Annotated in this window: 14 protein-coding genes; 8 read left to right on the top strand and 6 right to left on the bottom strand. The window is 56.8% G+C overall.

Annotation, left to right across the window (positions count from 1 at the left end):
- Positions 1-5: 5 nt before the first annotated feature.
- The 5 genes from FEM03_RS08950 to FEM03_RS08970 form a co-directional block, all read right to left on the bottom strand.
- The gene (locus FEM03_RS08950; protein ID WP_138085863.1) at positions 6-1,559 is read right to left on the bottom strand and encodes a DUF1501 domain-containing protein; all 1,554 of its coding nucleotides are present in this window, start codon (positions 1,557-1,559) and stop codon (positions 6-8) included.
- Positions 1,560-1,607: 48 nt separating this feature from the next.
- Positions 1,608-4,616, bottom strand: coding sequence for a DUF1800 family protein (locus tag FEM03_RS08955; RefSeq protein WP_138085864.1), 3,009 nt, complete (start codon positions 4,614-4,616; stop codon positions 1,608-1,610).
- Between the two features lie 36 nt (positions 4,617-4,652).
- Positions 4,653-6,101: a hypothetical protein gene (locus tag FEM03_RS08960; RefSeq protein WP_138085865.1), complete on the bottom strand. Its 1,449-nt coding sequence runs from the start codon at positions 6,099-6,101 to the stop codon at positions 4,653-4,655.
- A 483-nt stretch (positions 6,102-6,584) separates the two neighbouring features.
- Positions 6,585-6,950 carry a diacylglycerol kinase family protein gene (locus tag FEM03_RS08965; RefSeq protein WP_138085866.1) on the bottom strand — a complete coding sequence of 122 codons (366 nt, stop codon included), beginning with the start codon at positions 6,948-6,950 and terminating at the stop codon, positions 6,585-6,587.
- A 7-nt stretch (positions 6,951-6,957) separates the two neighbouring features.
- Positions 6,958-8,271 carry an APC family permease gene (locus tag FEM03_RS08970; protein ID WP_166442741.1) on the bottom strand — a complete coding sequence of 438 codons (1,314 nt, stop codon included), beginning with the start codon at positions 8,269-8,271 and terminating at the stop codon, positions 6,958-6,960.
- Between the two features lie 293 nt (positions 8,272-8,564).
- On the opposite strand from FEM03_RS08970, the gene sucC reads away from it, so the two are divergent.
- The 3 genes from sucC to sucD are packed head-to-tail and all read left to right on the top strand — an operon-like array spanning position 8,565 to position 11,111.
- On the top strand, positions 8,565-9,752 hold the full coding sequence (gene sucC / locus FEM03_RS08975) for an ADP-forming succinate--CoA ligase subunit beta (protein ID WP_138085868.1): 1,188 nt from the start codon (positions 8,565-8,567) through the stop codon (positions 9,750-9,752).
- A gap of 12 nt (positions 9,753-9,764) precedes the next feature.
- Positions 9,765-10,145, top strand: coding sequence for a VOC family protein (locus tag FEM03_RS08980; protein ID WP_206170939.1), 381 nt, complete (start codon positions 9,765-9,767; stop codon positions 10,143-10,145).
- Between the two features lie 57 nt (positions 10,146-10,202).
- Positions 10,203-11,111 (top strand): succinate--CoA ligase subunit alpha, encoded by a 909-nt coding sequence (sucD, locus tag FEM03_RS08985; RefSeq protein WP_138085869.1) that lies wholly within the window; start codon positions 10,203-10,205, stop codon positions 11,109-11,111.
- A 131-nt stretch (positions 11,112-11,242) separates the two neighbouring features.
- Here the strand turns inward: sucD and FEM03_RS08990 are convergent, their stop codons facing one another.
- Entirely contained in the window at positions 11,243-12,841 is a 1,599-nt protein-coding gene (locus FEM03_RS08990) for a hypothetical protein (RefSeq protein ID WP_138085870.1), read from the bottom strand.
- 294 nt (positions 12,842-13,135) lie between these two features.
- Here FEM03_RS08990 and FEM03_RS08995 point away from each other — a divergent pair, with 294 nt between their 5' ends.
- The 5 genes from FEM03_RS08995 (at position 13,136) to FEM03_RS24370 (ending at position 16,236) form a co-directional block, all read left to right on the top strand.
- On the top strand, positions 13,136-14,260 hold the full coding sequence (locus FEM03_RS08995; RefSeq protein ID WP_138085871.1) for a citrate synthase: 1,125 nt from the start codon (positions 13,136-13,138) through the stop codon (positions 14,258-14,260).
- 9 nt (positions 14,261-14,269) lie between these two features.
- Entirely contained in the window at positions 14,270-14,914 is a 645-nt protein-coding gene (locus FEM03_RS09000) for an NAD(P)H-dependent oxidoreductase (protein ID WP_138085872.1), read from the top strand.
- A gap of 131 nt (positions 14,915-15,045) precedes the next feature.
- Positions 15,046-15,270, top strand: a complete 225-nt coding sequence (locus tag FEM03_RS09005) for an addiction module protein (RefSeq protein ID WP_138085873.1) — start codon at positions 15,046-15,048, stop codon at positions 15,268-15,270.
- Positions 15,267-15,560 carry a type II toxin-antitoxin system RelE/ParE family toxin gene (locus FEM03_RS09010; protein ID WP_138085874.1) on the top strand — a complete coding sequence of 98 codons (294 nt, stop codon included), beginning with the start codon at positions 15,267-15,269 and terminating at the stop codon, positions 15,558-15,560. The genes FEM03_RS09005 and FEM03_RS09010 overlap by 4 nt, the downstream gene beginning before the upstream one ends.
- A gap of 286 nt (positions 15,561-15,846) precedes the next feature.
- Complete coding sequence (locus tag FEM03_RS24370) at positions 15,847-16,236, top strand: YciI family protein (protein WP_166442742.1); 390 nt, start codon at positions 15,847-15,849, stop codon at positions 16,234-16,236.
- The last annotated feature ends 150 nt before the right edge of the window (positions 16,237-16,386 follow it).

Here is a 16,386-nt window from a genome sequence, read left to right on the forward strand (position 1 = left end):
AATCATCAGGCGCTCATCATACCCGCCAAAGGAGTGCCGCTTTGGTATTGAGAGCCACTCCATTGCGGCCAGTTGGGAAGAATGCCGGGCCAGTCGATGGCCCCGCTGGTTCCATGCAGCAGCCAGCTTCCCAATCTCTGAATGTATTGATCAACCGACGTGGTCGGAAGGAAAACCCCGTTCCCCTGAATGTCCAGATTCGTCGGGTCGTTGATCCCCTCGCTCATGAGTTTCAAGCTGGGGTAAGATCCATAGATCGTGCCACCGTTCACCGCACCTCCAAGAACGATCTGATTTCCTCCCCATGCGTGATCCGTGCCGGCCCGGTCGCCTCCTCCATTGGGTTTCAGAGCACGACCAAAGTCAGACGCTGTAAACAGGGTGACATCATTCAATGCTCCGATGGCCTTCATCTGCATATAGAACTCCGCCAGCGCCCCATCCAGCAGGCTCAACATGCCTGAATGAGAGGATTTCAAGTCATCATGATGATCCCAGCCACCGAGGGTCAGAAAGAAAACCTGACGTCTCATTTTCTCTTTGCCAGCACTGGCACTCGCGGCGCGACAGGCGTTGATGACCTTGGCCAGATTGCGCATTTTTTCGACCCACTGGTGGCCATTACTGGCACCAAGAATGTCCGCAGGAGCAGGAACTCCCGGCGAAACTATATCGGCATAATCGCGCTGCAACTGCAGTCCATCACGGACCATTTTCGAATAGGCACGATCCAGAATATTGATGCTGGGATCGTTCACGTCGTCATTGAGGATCGACATCAGCCTGTCGCGCCGGGCGCTAAACCCGCCCCCCACCATGCTATGCAGGCGCCGGTTGGCCGCCCCTTCAACAAATGGAGCGACATTCTTTCCGACAAGCGCGAGGTTGTATCCATCCATCGAAACGAGTGCGTATTCGGATCCACTCCCAGGACTGGCATGAAGCTGGTCCATCATCCTGCCCGCCCAGCCGGTCGTTCCGTGGCCCTGCGGAAAGCAAGTTTGCCACTGGTCGAACTGATCCACGTGCGACTGGAGGTAAAGTGGTAGTAACTTGGAACGCTGCCGCGCTTCCGCAGCGGTGATCGGCTCAACCAGTGTGCCCACATTGCTGACAAAGGCGGCATGCCGACCAGACGGCAACACGCCGGGAGCCGCCGCACTGGTCCGGTTGTTGAAGATGGCTTGCAGACGCGGCATGCTTCCATGAAGCGCCTGACTTTGAAGGCTCTGTCCGTTGGCCTGATAGAGGGGCAGTGCGGATTGAAAAATGTTCGGCAGGCTCACCGAACCGCGAATGGCCAGGTATTTTTGCCATTCGGCTTCGACCGGACCGGTCCAGTTGCCCGCCGCATGCTGACCACTTCGCCGCGGCACCAGCATGTTGAAAGAATCGTTCCCTCCTGCCAGCATCACACAAACGAGGGCGCGGTATCCAGAGGCTGGAGCGGAAGCCTGCGCCGCCTGCTGCGCCAGAGCATTCAGCGATAGCCATGAAGCCACTGGAAGACGACAGCCTCCCCATACGGCACTGCGACGAAGGAAATCTCTGCGGTTCATGCGCTTGGTGATCTGAGGCGATGCAAGGGTTGAGGTTAATGGGTTTGTTTACTTGAGGATGGCGGCTTCACGCGTGGGCCACAGCAGTTGCACCGCCAGTCGCTCCCATCGATGAGGATCATTGGCCGACATGAGGCGTGGGTCGGCAGGGGAGGTGAGGATGCTTTTTAGACTGGCGCGGGTTTTTGGCGACATGCGTCCATTGCACAGCAGGGTGTTGAGCTTGGTGAGGAAGGCTTCCACACTGCTGGCACTTGGAGGGTTGTTCCCGCTCGGCGCGGGCGACAAAGCCGTGCCTGCAATGGCCGGTGAACCGGGCGCAGCGGGCCGACCTGCGAAGTTAAGTCGCAAGGCCTTGCCACGTAAGTCCAGGTTGGGATCAGTGGTCAGTGGAAGCCCTCCGCTAAACAAGTGATTGCGCACGGCAACCGTCGCGGAGTGATAGATGTGCGAACTGAACCCAGCGGGCAAAACGTAATCTTGCAGCATGTGGGAAGAGCTGTCGGTATCCGTCCACACGCGTCCGATCGAGCTGGTCAAGGCTGCCGGGGTCAGCAATTGAAACTCCGGGGCTCTCAGCCGGGCATTGGAAATCTCCCCAGCAGGCGAAAACCCCGGACGGAAAAAGCTGAAGACCGAAGGTGCCATGAATGGCATCTGCTGAAAATCATGGATGGGGGCCGAGATGTCCCCGTCCGTGTTCCAATGGCTCCAAGCGCCCCAGTTGGGTCCATCGAGAGGGTTTTGATTGGGATTGCGCAAGTCGTAACGCCCTCCGCTGTAATCGAGCCCTGCATTGAAGGCACGCATCAAACCCAGCAGCCGCTGCATGGGATCCTTCAAACGTCCCGTGGTGGTGCTCGCAAGACAAACTCCCGCATGTCGTGCCTCAGGATCCATCAGGATCGCTTTGACGACCTTGGCTAACTGGTCGGACGCATCCTTGTTGCTGGCAAAAACCTGCGCCACCCGCCTCACATAGGCGGAACTCGGGTTCGAGGAAACCAGATGCTGGATCAATTGCCGGCTCATGAAAGGCGCCACCGAGGGACGCTGCGTCAGGTGTCGGATCGCCTCCACCACTTCCCGCTGAGCTTGCGCCTCGGTCGGGGCAGGGTTGGCGGGGAAAGTCAGCCCCAGGAACGTTTTGCTCCTCCGGTCATGCAGGGCGAAATTCTGCTGATTCGTAAACACCCGGAATGGCAGGGTGGCAAAGTGATACTGACCCGGCGGAATCATGCCGGTAAACACCCTGGACAATCCGAGGATGTCATCCTGGGTGTAAGTGGGGATGCGCAGGCCGTCCTGATCCAGCTTGGGCGTTCCATCCATGTTCAGCTCATACAAACCCATGGTGAAAAGCTGCATCACCTCCCGCGCATAGTTTCCATCAGGGAACGTGCTGGTGTCATTGACATCGACCGCCCCCCCGTTCCAATGGTAAGTGAGCCAGACCCCCATCATGGGATGGAAAGTCACTGAGGTCAGCAGGTCCGTGAAGTTGCCAAAAGACTTCTCGGTGAGCATGTCGTAATAGTTCGCCAACGATGGAACCCCCACCTGCTTGCCTGCGGCAAATCCATTCAGGTTTGAGGTGACCAGGATCTGACTGAAAGCCCAGGCAACCCGCTGGCGCAATTGGTCGGAGTCATATAGCGCACGTCGAAGCCATGCATCGTCCATGTTGCCGGACGGAATTGCTTCTTCCGTTGTCATGGCGTTGGCATAAACTGGCCCCAGAATGTAAGGAAAGGGAAGCGGCGCATCCGTCGCCCCCGCCACGGTTGGGTGCAGACGATTGATCCAGAGCGGCTGGTCCTTGACCATCTTGCGCCACTGAAGGTAGAACACATACGGTTCAATGCCTCGCTTTGGAAAGGCCGCATCGGCATAAGGTCCGCGTTCCCCCGCACCCGCCCAAAGAGAAGCAAGGCCCGCATACCCGTTGCCACCATGCAACCGGTTGGCCGTCGCACTGCCCCCGGCCGGCCAGTTGGGATACCAGAGATTCTGCCAGGTAAGTCCGGTCCCCACCCCGTCCAGCCACGGAATGTTGACCAACTGTCCGGGCGTGCGAAACGGATCGTTGTAGAGCTGTTTATTGATCCACCCTTCAATCCCCAGTGACTTTACTTCAGCAATCGTTTCCCAAGTGGGCCCCCATGATGCCTGTGACAACAAACGCGCAGCCGACTCATTGGAGAGCTGACGTGAACCTTTCACCATAGGTGCGGTTACCCCATCCTGCCTAAGTCGCTCAGCAAGGTAAACATCCACATCCCCCGCCAGGTTGGGGTTTCCTCCCCCCAAAATCTCGGCAAGGTTTGACAGGCTGTCACCATCGGAGTCCACGGGCTGACCGTTGAAAAGAAACCCCCTGGCAATGAGCAATGAGGTGCAGTCGAAGTTGAAGCAGTGTTTAAGTTGCCCCAGATTGGCCGGCTGCAATCCCAGCGTGTCGCGTTCGTGCGCCGCCCAGAAAACGGAAGGAACCCAAAACTTCCACGGATACCTTGGCGTATGCGCCCATTCAGCAGGGACAAGGGGAGGCGCGACCTTGATCTCCACCCGCTTTGTTCCGCTAATGTGAGGCAGCGGAGTGCCGGCGGGCACCGTTGAATAGGCATCAACCAGATCCACGCCCCGCGGCCACAGCCCCAAAGCGGCGAGTCGATCATAAAAAGGTTTGGTGATCGCTTTGAGCTGTCCTTGATTGAGAACTTGATTCACATCGTGCGTCTTCCAACCCGATTGCGCATTGCCGGGATCAATTCTCCAACTGTTGACCATTTGCTGGATCTCTTCGCCCGCCCCGCCTCCGGGAAGATCGAAGGCCGCCAGTGCCTGGTTCAACTCCAGCATCGCCCGGTAGGCCATGTGCTTCGCCTGACCGACGCGAACCGGTGAGAAGCTGTTGACGGAACCCGCGTGATTCTTGACTCCCGACTGTCCCCACCATGCTGGACCCGGAGGTTCCGTGCTTGTCTGTTGCGCCAACGAAACCGCGACTGAAGAAAGCAGGGCGCAAGCAGTGAGAGAGAAGAGGTTCCGGTCCATCGCGTTGATTGGATATAGTGAGTTGACCAGCCACCATCAAGGAATGCCTTGGGTGAAGGGACCCATCGATATGTCCGACGTGTCAGCCGGATTGCTGATGGTGATGGATTGAACGGAAATGGTATCTGCCTGCACGGTCTCCGTCACAATCGAATCCGCCGCCATGGTCGTGGTCGCCACTGATCCCGTCGCCACCGACTCGGTCGTCATGGTCTTCGTGACCACATCACCATTCTCCCCTACACTAAAGGCATTCCTCCTGGCGTTGTCGGCACTCCCATTGCCAATGATGAACAACTTGCTGCCATCATTAATATTGTATCGGCCCATCACCAGTTGTTGATTGCCGGAGGCTATTGTCGATGAGCCCATCACCACGTTGGAATATCCTCCCGTGATCTGTGCGCTGTAACCTCCAAGCACCGTATGATAAGCGCCGGAAGATATCGTGTTTGCATACCCACCAACAATCGCAGAAAGCGGAACGCCACTGCCTATGGTATTAAGTCGGCCAGCACCAATGAAGTTATCACCATACTGCCAGTCGTAAGTGTTCCCAATGATCTTGTTCTCAGTTCCGCCGACAATCGCTGAAGCATTGGCAAAACCTATCTGATTGGATTGCCCGCCCGTGATTGACGCTGCGGTTCCAGAGTTGGTCATTTTGTTGGCGCTTCCTCCAAGAATCACACTTCCCCACGACCATGCGGGCATCTCATTGCCACTCCCGCCAACGATCGCGTTGCTCGCCCCACCCGCAATTTTATTCATGGCCCCACCCACAATAACCGAGTGCCGCCCCCAGTCCCCGCCGGTGATCTCACTTTCATAGGAACCGAAAATTGAGGTGAGAATGGAAGACGCGGTGTTTCCGCCTCCACCAACCACGGCTGCCCCCGTTCCCGAAGCCAGGTTGGGTCGTGGACCGTTGTTCCAGATGTATCCTCCGATGGCGATGGAGTTCATTCCCGTCGCCAAGGCATTCATGCCGCCAATCGCAGCCGCCCGGTAACTTGAAGCAAGCGTGCCGTATTCCCCACCCAAGGTCACCGCACCGGCGTAGGGACTGGTCCAGATGCTTCCACCCCCCGAAAAATGCAGCTTGCCCGACACCCGCAGGTCACCGTTGACCTCCGTATTCGCATGCAGGATGGCCGTGTCAGTGCCTGCCCCTGGAATGACCTCAAAAATGGAAACCGACCCCCCGGACGTTACTGTTTTTCCCACCGCAAAACTGCCGTTGGCCTGAGGCAAGATGACCGAGATATCGCCGACCCGATTAAGCATCATCAAGGTATCCACTGAAGAACTTCCCACCCCCTGCACCCCCGAAATTTCCATGGCGGATGGCTGCACGCCCACGGGAGAAATGGTGAGCCCTTTGGTGACATTGACGGACTGGGGGATTTGGGCCGTCGACAACACCGGAACCGCGCCAAGCAAAGAAAAACACGTGAACCCAACGAGAAAAACCGGACGTTTCATGGAGAAGTTTGAATTCATATGAACCTTTTGTTTTGCTGATTTAATGATCGCCCGCTGATGTTTCACAAATGCTGTTGATCCACCCCCTGAGAATGCATTGAACAAATCCCGCTTTGCCCTGTCTAGAATATGGCACTTTCACCATCCGTCATTTATTTTGTCGACCAAATAACAAAATGGCTTACTTAATGCACGGTCATTTGGTTGTTAAGCTCTCCTAATTTGCAACTTGCTCAATACCAGCAGTTTATGGGGATTCGATGACATGAGCTTTTCAATCTGTTTATTGTCCATTAACTAGTCGAATGCACCGCAGATAATGATTAGATTTTACGACGTCGTCCCAAATTGATCGGTCATTTTCGATCATGATTTTGGTGTTTCCCTCTGTGAATAATTTGGGTCGGGCAACGAACCGCAACATCCAGGGACGATGAATTGCGCTAATCGCACCCAATCGACAAGTTGGGCGTGAGTGAGAACTCAATGGGCCAGCCGCTCCCAAACTCGCGGCACAAATACGATCATACCCACCGCCAGGGCAAAAACTGCCGCCAACAACACCGCACCCGCCGCCACATCCTTGGCGCGTCCAATCCGCTCATCGCGCTCCAACGTCACCGCATCACACGCCTGCTCCAATGCCGTGTTGATTGCCTCCGCCACCCACACCATTCCCATCGCCAGCATCAGCATCATCCACTCCAACCCCTCCACCTGCAGCCAAATCCCCAATACTACGACCATCACCGAAGCCATTGCATGCCATCGCGCATGTATCTGCGTCTTCATCATGAAGACCAGCCCTTCCAACGCACACCGAAACGATCGCCACTTCAATCTCAACATAACATCATCATCCCTTCATCTTCTTCAGCGCATACAACCCAGCTCCAACCACCAGCGTCAGCAACCCCCACGCACTCTCCACCGGTCGCTCTCCCACCAGCGCCCACAACATCCAGCCCGTCACCCCCACAAACACCAAAGGCGGCAATGGATACAACGGCACCTTGAATGGTCGCTCCATTCCCGGACTGCGCCATCTCAACCACGGCACCGCCACCACACACAACATCGACGACATCAGCAACAGTCCCTGGATATAAAGCAGCAATTGCTCAAACGTTCCCGACATCATCAACACCAGCACCGTGCCCGCCAGCACCACCACCGCCAGCCATGGCGCTCCCGCAGGATTGCGACGGTTCATCCATCGCATGAACCACACATCTTCGCCAATCACCCGCAACACCCGTGTCCCTGCAAACAACATCGCACTCATATGGGCCACCAATCCAAATGCAATGATCCCACCCATGCCGTTTCCACCCCACGCGCCAAAGATCGACCGCGCCGCCACCAGCGCCACCTCCGGCTTGCCCTCCAACACCGACCACGGCGCACTCATCAAAAACACCGCATTCAATCCGACATACAAAACCATCACCCCCAGCGTCCCCATCATCAACGCGCGCGGCAACTGCCTCTTCACATCCGCCATCTCCCCCGCCACATACACCGCCCCGTTCCATCCGGTGTAGGCATACATCACATACACCAACGCAATCGCATACGGCTGCGAAACATAATAACCGCCCTCGCCCGACTTCGGTAGCAACAGCTCCCACCGATTCGCCCCCATCCACAACGCCCCCAAAACAAAAATCCCAATCAGCCCCAGCTTCATTACCGTGAACCCCACCTGAAACCGCTCCACGAACTGCAACGACAACAACTGCACCCCTGCCACCAACAACAGCAGTGCCAATCCATACCACCTCACTCCAATCCCCAACTCTGGAAACAGATCCGCCATATATGTTCCAAACACCACCCCCGCCGCCGCCATCGGAGCCGCAAACCCCGCCGTGATCGACACCCAACCCGCCAGAAATCCCGCCATCGGATGCAGCGCCGACGACAACAAATGATACTCCCCGCCCGAACGCGGCATCATCGCCACCAGCTCTGCATAACAAAACGCTCCACACAGCGACACCAGACCTCCCAAAACCCACAACACCAAAATCGGAAACCCCGCCGACACGTCGCGCACCTGAAACCCCAAACTCGTAAACACCCCCGTTCCCACCATGCTCGCCACCACCACCGCCACCGCCGTCGCCAGCGACACCGGAGGGTTGGCAGCAGAAGTCTCCCCTTTCATACCCCCCGCCCATAGCATCAAGCTGTCCGTCGTGCACAAAAATAAACCCCTCATTTAACCAGAGAAAACCCAGCCTTGTTCACACCGATTGACTCCGATTCCCACAGATGCACTCTTCATCCACACAAAAATTTGTGTCGATTCGTGTCCACTCGTGGTGAATCCCCTCTCTCAACCCCAAATCGCCTGCAAACATTCCTCTCTTGTCCTTGACGCCATCCCCCCAGTTCCTATGCTGCCCGCGTCTTTGCACGTTCTAGAACATCCATCTTCCTTTCCCCGAGCTTTCCCAAATGAACACCCACGAATACCAAGCCAAAGAACTTTTCGCCCAATCCGGCGTCGCCACCCCTGCCGGTAAAGTCGCCTCCACCGCCGCTGAAGCCGGTGCAGCCGCCCGCGAAATCGGCGGCGAAGGCCTCGTCGTCAAAGCCCAAATCCACGCCGGCGGTCGCGGCAAGGGCACCTTCACCAACGGCTTCAAAGGTGGCGTCCACGTCATCAACACCGCCGCCGAAGCCGAAGACATTGCCGGTAAAATGCTCGGCCAGACCCTCGTCACCCACCAGACCGGACCCGAAGGCAAACTCGTCAGCAAAGTCCTCATCGCCAAATCCGTCGACATCAAAAAAGAATACTACTTCGCCATCCTCTTCGACCGCGCCTCCAGCCGCCACGCCCTCATCGCCAGCACCGAAGGCGGCATGAACATCGAAGAAGTCGCCGAAAAGACCCCTGAAAAAATCATCCGCGAATTCGTCCACCCCACCCTCGGCCTCCAGGCCTACCAGGCACGCAAACTCGCCTACACCCTCGGCCTCACCGGCAAGCTGGCCAACCAGGCCGTCAAACTCTTCACCTCCCTCTGGACCCTCTACATTCAGCGCGACTGCTCCCTCGTCGAAGTCAACCCCCTCGCCATCACCAGCGATGACCAGGTCGTCGCCCTCGACGCCAAATTCAACTTCGACGACAACGCCCTCTACCGTCAAAAAGACGTCGCCGCCCTGCGCGACATCACCGAGGAAGACCCGCGCGAAGTCGCCGCCAGCGAATACGGCCTCAGCTACATCGGACTCGACGGCGACATCGCCTGCCTCGTCAACGGTGCCGGCCTCGCCATGTCCACCATGGACATCATCAAATTCCACGGCGGCGAACCTGCCAACTTCCTCGACGTCGGCGGCGGCGCCACCAAAGAGCAGGTCACCGCAGCGTTTAAAATCATCCTCGGCGATCCCAACGTCAAAGGCATCCTCGTCAACATCTTCGGCGGCATCATGGACTGCGACATCATCGCCCACGGCATCATCGCCGCCGCCCAGGAAGTCTCACTGACCATCCCCCTCGTCGTCCGCCTCGAAGGCAACAACGTCGAAGCCGGCAAAGCCACCCTCGCCAACAGCGGCCTCGCCATCACCAGCGCCGACGACCTCACCGACGCCGCCGCCAAAATCGTCGCCGCCGTCAAAGCCGCTTAACTCCACCCGTCCATGATTAAGGTCACCGAAATCGCCTTCTCCTGCTACGCCGTCACTGACGTCGCCCGCTCCCTCGCCTTTTACGAAGGCGTCCTCGGTCTCACCAAAACCATGGACCACGAAATGGAAGATGGCAGTGGCCACTGGGTCGAATTCGACATCGGCACCGGCACCCTCAGCATTGGCAAAACCCCTGGTTGGGAACCCAGCAGCCAGGGCTGCACCGTTGGCCTCGAAGTCGAAAACTTCGAACAAGCCGTCGAACAGATCAAAGCCGCTGGAACCCCCATCAACATGGGCCCTCTCGAAACCCCCGTCTGCCACATGCTCATGATCAGCGATCCCGACGGCAATCCCCTCATCATCCACAAACGCAAACCTGGCCACAGCTGAGCCGCGCCTTCGCCGTTCATTTTTTAGCCTTTATCCCTTATCCTTTATCCTTTCAACATGTCCATCCTCGTCACACCCGAAACCCGCATTCTCGTTCAAGGCATCACCGGTGACTTCGGTTCCCGCCACGCCAAAGCCTCCCTCGACTACGGCACCCAGCTCGTCGCCGGCGTCACTCCAGGAAAAGGCGGCCAGGTCTTCGAACACGGCAGCCACAAAGTCCCCGTCTACAACACCGTCGCCGACGCCGCCAAACAATCCGGTGCCACCGTCGCCGTCATTTTCGTCCCACCCCCCTTTGCCGCCGACGCCATCCTTGAAGGCGTCGATGCCGGACTCGACCTCGTCGTCTGCATCACCGAAGGCATCCCCGTCAACGACATGATCCGCGTCAAATCCGCCATGCAAGGCAGCAAAACCCGCCTCATCGGCCCCAACTGCCCCGGCCTCGTCACCCCCGGCACCGGCGAAAAATCCCACGGCGGCTGCCGCATCGGCATCGCCCCCGGCTACATCCACAAACGCGGCAACGTCGGTGTCGTCTCCCGCTCCGGCACTCTTACTTACGAAGCCGTCTGGCAGCTCACCACCCGTGGTTATGGCCAAAGCACCTGCGTCGGTATCGGTGGCGACCCCGTCAACGGCACCAGCCATCTCGACGTCCTCAAAATGTTTAACGAAGACCCAGAGACCGAAGCCATCATTATGATTGGCGAAATCGGCGGCACCGCTGAAGTCGAAGCCGCCCGCTGGGCCAAAGACAACTGCAAAAAGCCCATCGCCGGATTCATCGCCGGAGCCACCGCACCTCCCGGACGCCGCATGGGCCACGCCGGAGCCATTGTGGGTGGTGAAGACGACACCGCCGAAGCCAAAAAGCGCATCCTCGCCGAGTGCGGCATTGCCGTCTCCGACTCCCCCGCCGACATGGCCACCACCCTCCTCAAACTCTGGGGCAAAGCCTGACGAAACTAAACTTCCAGTCTGTGACCGTCGTGACACAGGCTTGCAGCCTGTGGGTGGGACAGGCATTTTGCCTGTCCCTTCCGTCTTTGTATCGTCTCCCGGCCATACAGAAATCAAATCACCCCACCGCTTCAAGCATTTACCGATTTCAATAACACGTCCAAATTGTGTGCCGTTGAATCTGCTAAACTCTCCCTCGACTTCACCAACCCGCTCTTCGCAGCTCCGAGCTGAGATGCAGAAGGCGTGGTAAACGAGCGATTGTAACTGCGAAGCCAATTCTCAATAGCCGACTTGGCTTCGCGTTGCAGTTCGGCATCCGTTGTCCGAACCAGTCCAAGTAGCAAGGGTAGCTGCGCCCATTTATCCAGCTTTCCCAGCAAAACTAGCCCCATCATGCGCTGCGTGCTGGAGCGAGAATCCGCCACCATTTCCGAGACATCGCTTGCTCCCAAACCCACCTTGCGCTTTTGAAGCAGTTTGTATCCGAGCTTTGACATGCTGGCCCCAAACTCATCCATCACCGCCCGCTTTAGATCAGGCGTAGACTCATAAGGGTGCGCTTGATCAAAAGCTCTCAATGCCGCCATCCTTACCTGCATATGGGTGTGTTGAAGCCACTTTTTATAAACATCTGCATCCCATTTCCCACCGCACTCGTGATAGCCTGAAATCGCCATCGCCAACCGGGGCGCCCCCTTGTGCTCCTCTATCAATTTCTCATATGACGAGCGCAAATCGCCCTCCGAAATCTTCTGTTTTAGCCAATACTGCGCCACATTGCGAACACCGAAACTGACATCCTTCATCCCTTCCTGCAACACGCCTAAAGATCCTGGAAAAACCTGTTCAGCATACAGTTGAAGCGCCATCCGCCTTATCTTTGGCTCAGAAGCAGAAAGTCCATGCTCGAGCACCCGCGCATCCGGCCTTGCTCCTGACTTTTGCAGCCAGGCAAGACACAATACTCCGACAATCGATTTCTTAATCGACACCAGCCGCAATTGCATCGTCGGATCATGCAGCGCACCGCCATCAACCAAAAGACGAAACGCAAACCGCCTGGTCCGTCCCGGGGCGTCTTCGATCACCTTCATCAGCAGCTCCCGCGACTCCCCGCCACGCAATTTCTCCAACAACAGAGACATCGACTTTGAATCCGACTGATGCTTTCGTATTGCCAACGCTGCGATGAGACCAAAGTTGGCGTGCAGAAGGTCTTGCGTAACTTCATTCATTCGCAACCTCAGCCATTGGTCGGCTTTTCTTCGAATTGGTTTGACCCAATCATTCAATCGCAACAAAACATAAGGCAGCACATCGACCATCGGCAGGTTCTGAAGCCGACGTAAAGCCTCTTCACGGATTCGACCGTTGGGATCAAGCGACGAAAGCATCCAGCTTGTTGATCGCGTCGCTCTCGAAACAGGGGTTCTGACAAAATAATAGCCCCATGAGCTCCTGATTTCGTTCTCAAGCAACAGCATATCTTCCACTTCCAACAACGGCAACAACGATGCCACCGCATCCTCGGCTGCAACACGCACGGCATCAATCTCGTGGTGAACCAGCGTCTGAAAGCAGGTAAGAGCTGACAACTCTCTTGTCCCGGCGATCTCCTCGATCAATTTCACTTGCCTTCCCGATCCCAATAACCACCCCTTTCGCTCAAGCAGATGCCATAATCGTGCGACAAGCTCATCGAGTCGAAGCGAGGGTTTGGCGAACATCAGGGAGTTTTTGCTCCACCCAGCCATAAATCCAGCTCATTTTAACTTCTTCTTGCCCCAGAAGTTCGCTCTCCTACCTACCTCTCATTCGACAATCTCTCGACCCGTCAGGCGCAAAATTCACCATGCTCACCGATTTTTTCATAGCTCCTCGCAACAACCTCATCACATAGCGCGCTTTTTGCTTGAGCCCGTTGCTGCTAGCAGTTAACAACCATCTTTCCGCAACGTTGAGGATTCATCCCCAACGCAAACTCCCGGAATCTTTACAACAGATCTACCCCTTTTTTCAATATGGCCGTGGTATCCAAAGGACTCGAAGGCGTCGTTGCCGCAGAAACAGAACTCGGTGAAGTCAAAGGACAGGAAGGCATCCTGTATTATTGTGGCTACGACATCAATGAACTCGCCGGCCACGTCAGCTACGAGGAAGTCGTCTACCTCCTGTTCCACAACCGCCTGCCCAACCGCTACGAACTCGACAAACTCACCACCGCCCTGCGCGCCGAACGTGAGCTTCCCCAAGGCGTCATTGACTTCCTGACCCGCGCCCCCAAAGACGCCAAACCCATCGACATCATGCGCACCGCCGTATCGATGCTCGGCTGCTACAACGTTTCGCGCCACGACCTCGCCATGTCGGAAAACATGGCCACCGCCATCCGCCTCGTCTCCCAGGTTGGCGTCATCGCCGCTTATTTCCACCGCGCCCGTCAGGGCCTCGACCTCCCACCGGTTCGCAAAGACCTCAGCGAAGCCGCCCACTTCCTCTACCTCATCACCGGCGAAGTCCCCAGCAAGGAAGCCGAAGCCACCCTCGACGTTGCCTACGTGCTCCACGCCGAGCACGGTTTCAACGCCTCCACCTTCACCGCCCGCGTGGTCGCCTCCACCTTGAGCGACATGTATTCCGCCATCTCCGCCGCCATCGGAGCCCTCAAAGGCCCCCTCCACGGCGGTGCCAACGAAGGCGTCATCCACATGCTCGAAGAAATCGGCTCGCCCGACAAAGTCGACGCCTGGGTCGAAGACGCCCTTGCGCAGAAGAAAAAGATCATGGGCATCGGTCACCGCGTCTACAAGGTCCTCGACCCACGCGCCCCTCATTTGAAAACCATGGCGATCAAGTTGAGCAACGAGCTCGGCGAAGCCAAATGGATCCAAATGTCCGAACGCATCGCCACCATCATGCGCGAACGCAAAGGCCTCAACGCCAACGTCGACTTCTACTCCGCCACCGTCTATTACAGCCTCGGCATCCCCACCGACCTCTTCACCCCCATCTTTGCCATCTCCCGCATGAGCGGCTGGACCGCCCATGTGCTTGAGCAATGGAAAGACAACCGTCTCTTCCGCCCCCTTTCCGAATACGTCGGCAAACCCTACGGCCAAAAAGTCCTCCCCATCGACGAACGCTAATTGTCCACCATGCCCAACGCCACTGAACTGCTCGACGCCCTTCAGTGGCGCTACGCCACCAAGGTCTTCGATCCCGCCAAAAAAATCCCGGACGACACCTGGGCGGCGCTAGAAGAAAGCCTTGTCCTCACTCCTTCCTCCTACGGACTGCAACCGTGGAAGTTCCTTGTCATCAAAAACCCGGAGCTGCGCGAACAACTCGTCCCCATCAGCTGGCGTCAACGTCAGGTCGCCGACGCCTCCCATCTCGTCGTCCTCACCGTCAAAACCAAAATCGCTGAGGAAGACATCGACCGCTTCATGTTCCGCATCGCCGAAGTGCGCGGCGGCACCCCCGACTCCCTCGTTCGATTCAAACAAATGCTCGTCGGCGACGTCATCGACGGCGAACGCGGCCAGATCGCCCGTGAATGGGCCACCCGACAAGCCTACATCGCCCTCGGCCAGTTCATGACCGTCGCCGCCGTCCTCGGCATTGACACCTGTCCCATGGAGGGCTTCGAACCCGCCAAATACGACCAACTCCTCAACCTCGAAGCCCAGGGCCTCACCTCCGTCCTCCTCTGCCCCGCCGGCTACCGCGCCGAAGACGACCGCTACGCCCAACTCCCGAAAGTCCGCTTCAAGCCCGAGGACATGATCGAATACCGGTAGACGGGCCGAAGATCCCCAGGACCGCACAAATAATTTTCATCAACATTAGTCTGCGCTACACGCGCACAGCAAGTTTCTGCGCCGGAGTAAATCCTTCTTTTCTGCGGGCTGCTCCAGTGTAAAGTAGGTCCATGAGTATCGACCAAATTGCACCTGAGGCTCTCAAGCTGCCAGCTAGGGACCGAGCACTTTTGGCAGCATCCCTATGGGAGAGCATTGATGATCCCTATGCAGCCTCCATTCATGTCAGCGACGACGAAGCCGTCGCACTGGCGATCGCTCGTGAGGAGGAGATTGACTCTGGTTTGGTATCTCCCATTTCACATTCGGATCTCATGCTGCGTCTCCGACAATGAGAATCGATTATCATCCAGCCCTTGAAGAAGAGCTTGCGGAGATTCGTCGTTACTATGAGAGCCAATCGAGCGGTCTGGGGGACGATTTTGTCGATGAATTTGAACGACAGGTCTTCAGCATCGCCGCAATGCCGACACGGTGGATGACCGTGAAAGGTGACATTCGGCGATCACTCATGAAAAGGTTTCCTTACGTGATCTTCTTCCGAATCACAGGAGAAGATTCGATTAGAATTACCGTGGTGAAGCATGAAAGACGACATCCTGCATTCGGAATGTCGAGAGACTGACTCAAGCCTGCCCCCCAAGTTAAGCGTCGGTCTAAAAGCGCACGACCTACCACAAGCGATTGAAAGACCAGACCTTGGAGAAAACGCAAGTAAGCTGAGCCACCTTTCCTCCTTCACTCTCATCTCAGTAAAATTTGAAATCTTGATAGCTCTTCACGCGCTCAACCTTCTACATCCAAAGTTTCCCTTCCCAATTTCCCATTCGATGTCCTGGATTCAACCCGTAGTTCGTCATCAGTTGAATCGAAATTCAAGCACTCCATTATCGCCCCATCTTCACCACTTCATGAACTCCTCCAACGAATACCTCGTCCTTCTCCGCAACACCGACTGGGACGAAGAGCTCCCCGTCGAAGACATCGCCAAGGTCGTCAATGAATACCATCTCTGGGTGGACCGCATGCTCGCGGAGGGCAAACTGACCGGCGGACGGCCACTCACGGCAGGCGGTCGGGTGGTCAGCAAACAGGGTGGCAGAATTTCCGACGGACCCTTCGTCGAATCCAAAGAGGCCATCGGAGGTTATCTCATTATCCAGGCGGAAAGTTTCGATGAGGCTGCTGCCATCGCCAGCACCTTCCCTCCCATTCGACAAGGCGTGCAACTTGAGATCCGCGAACTCACCACGCTTTGCCTCGTCTCACAGCGACTCGAAAAACGTCTCGCAACCGCCTAACACCGGGACTTCCCTTGGGGAATTTCCATCGTCGATCATTGAGGCCGTTCGCTCTGGTCTTGACGAATTCGTTCCGATTCTTCAACCTCTTCAGGTGACCATCGGCGACCTCACTCCGCGACAACTTTTCCGCGCTTATGACAGCGGGCA

The organism is Phragmitibacter flavus (genome assembly GCF_005780165.1).
GTDB lineage: Bacteria > Verrucomicrobiota > Verrucomicrobiia > Verrucomicrobiales > Verrucomicrobiaceae > Phragmitibacter > Phragmitibacter flavus.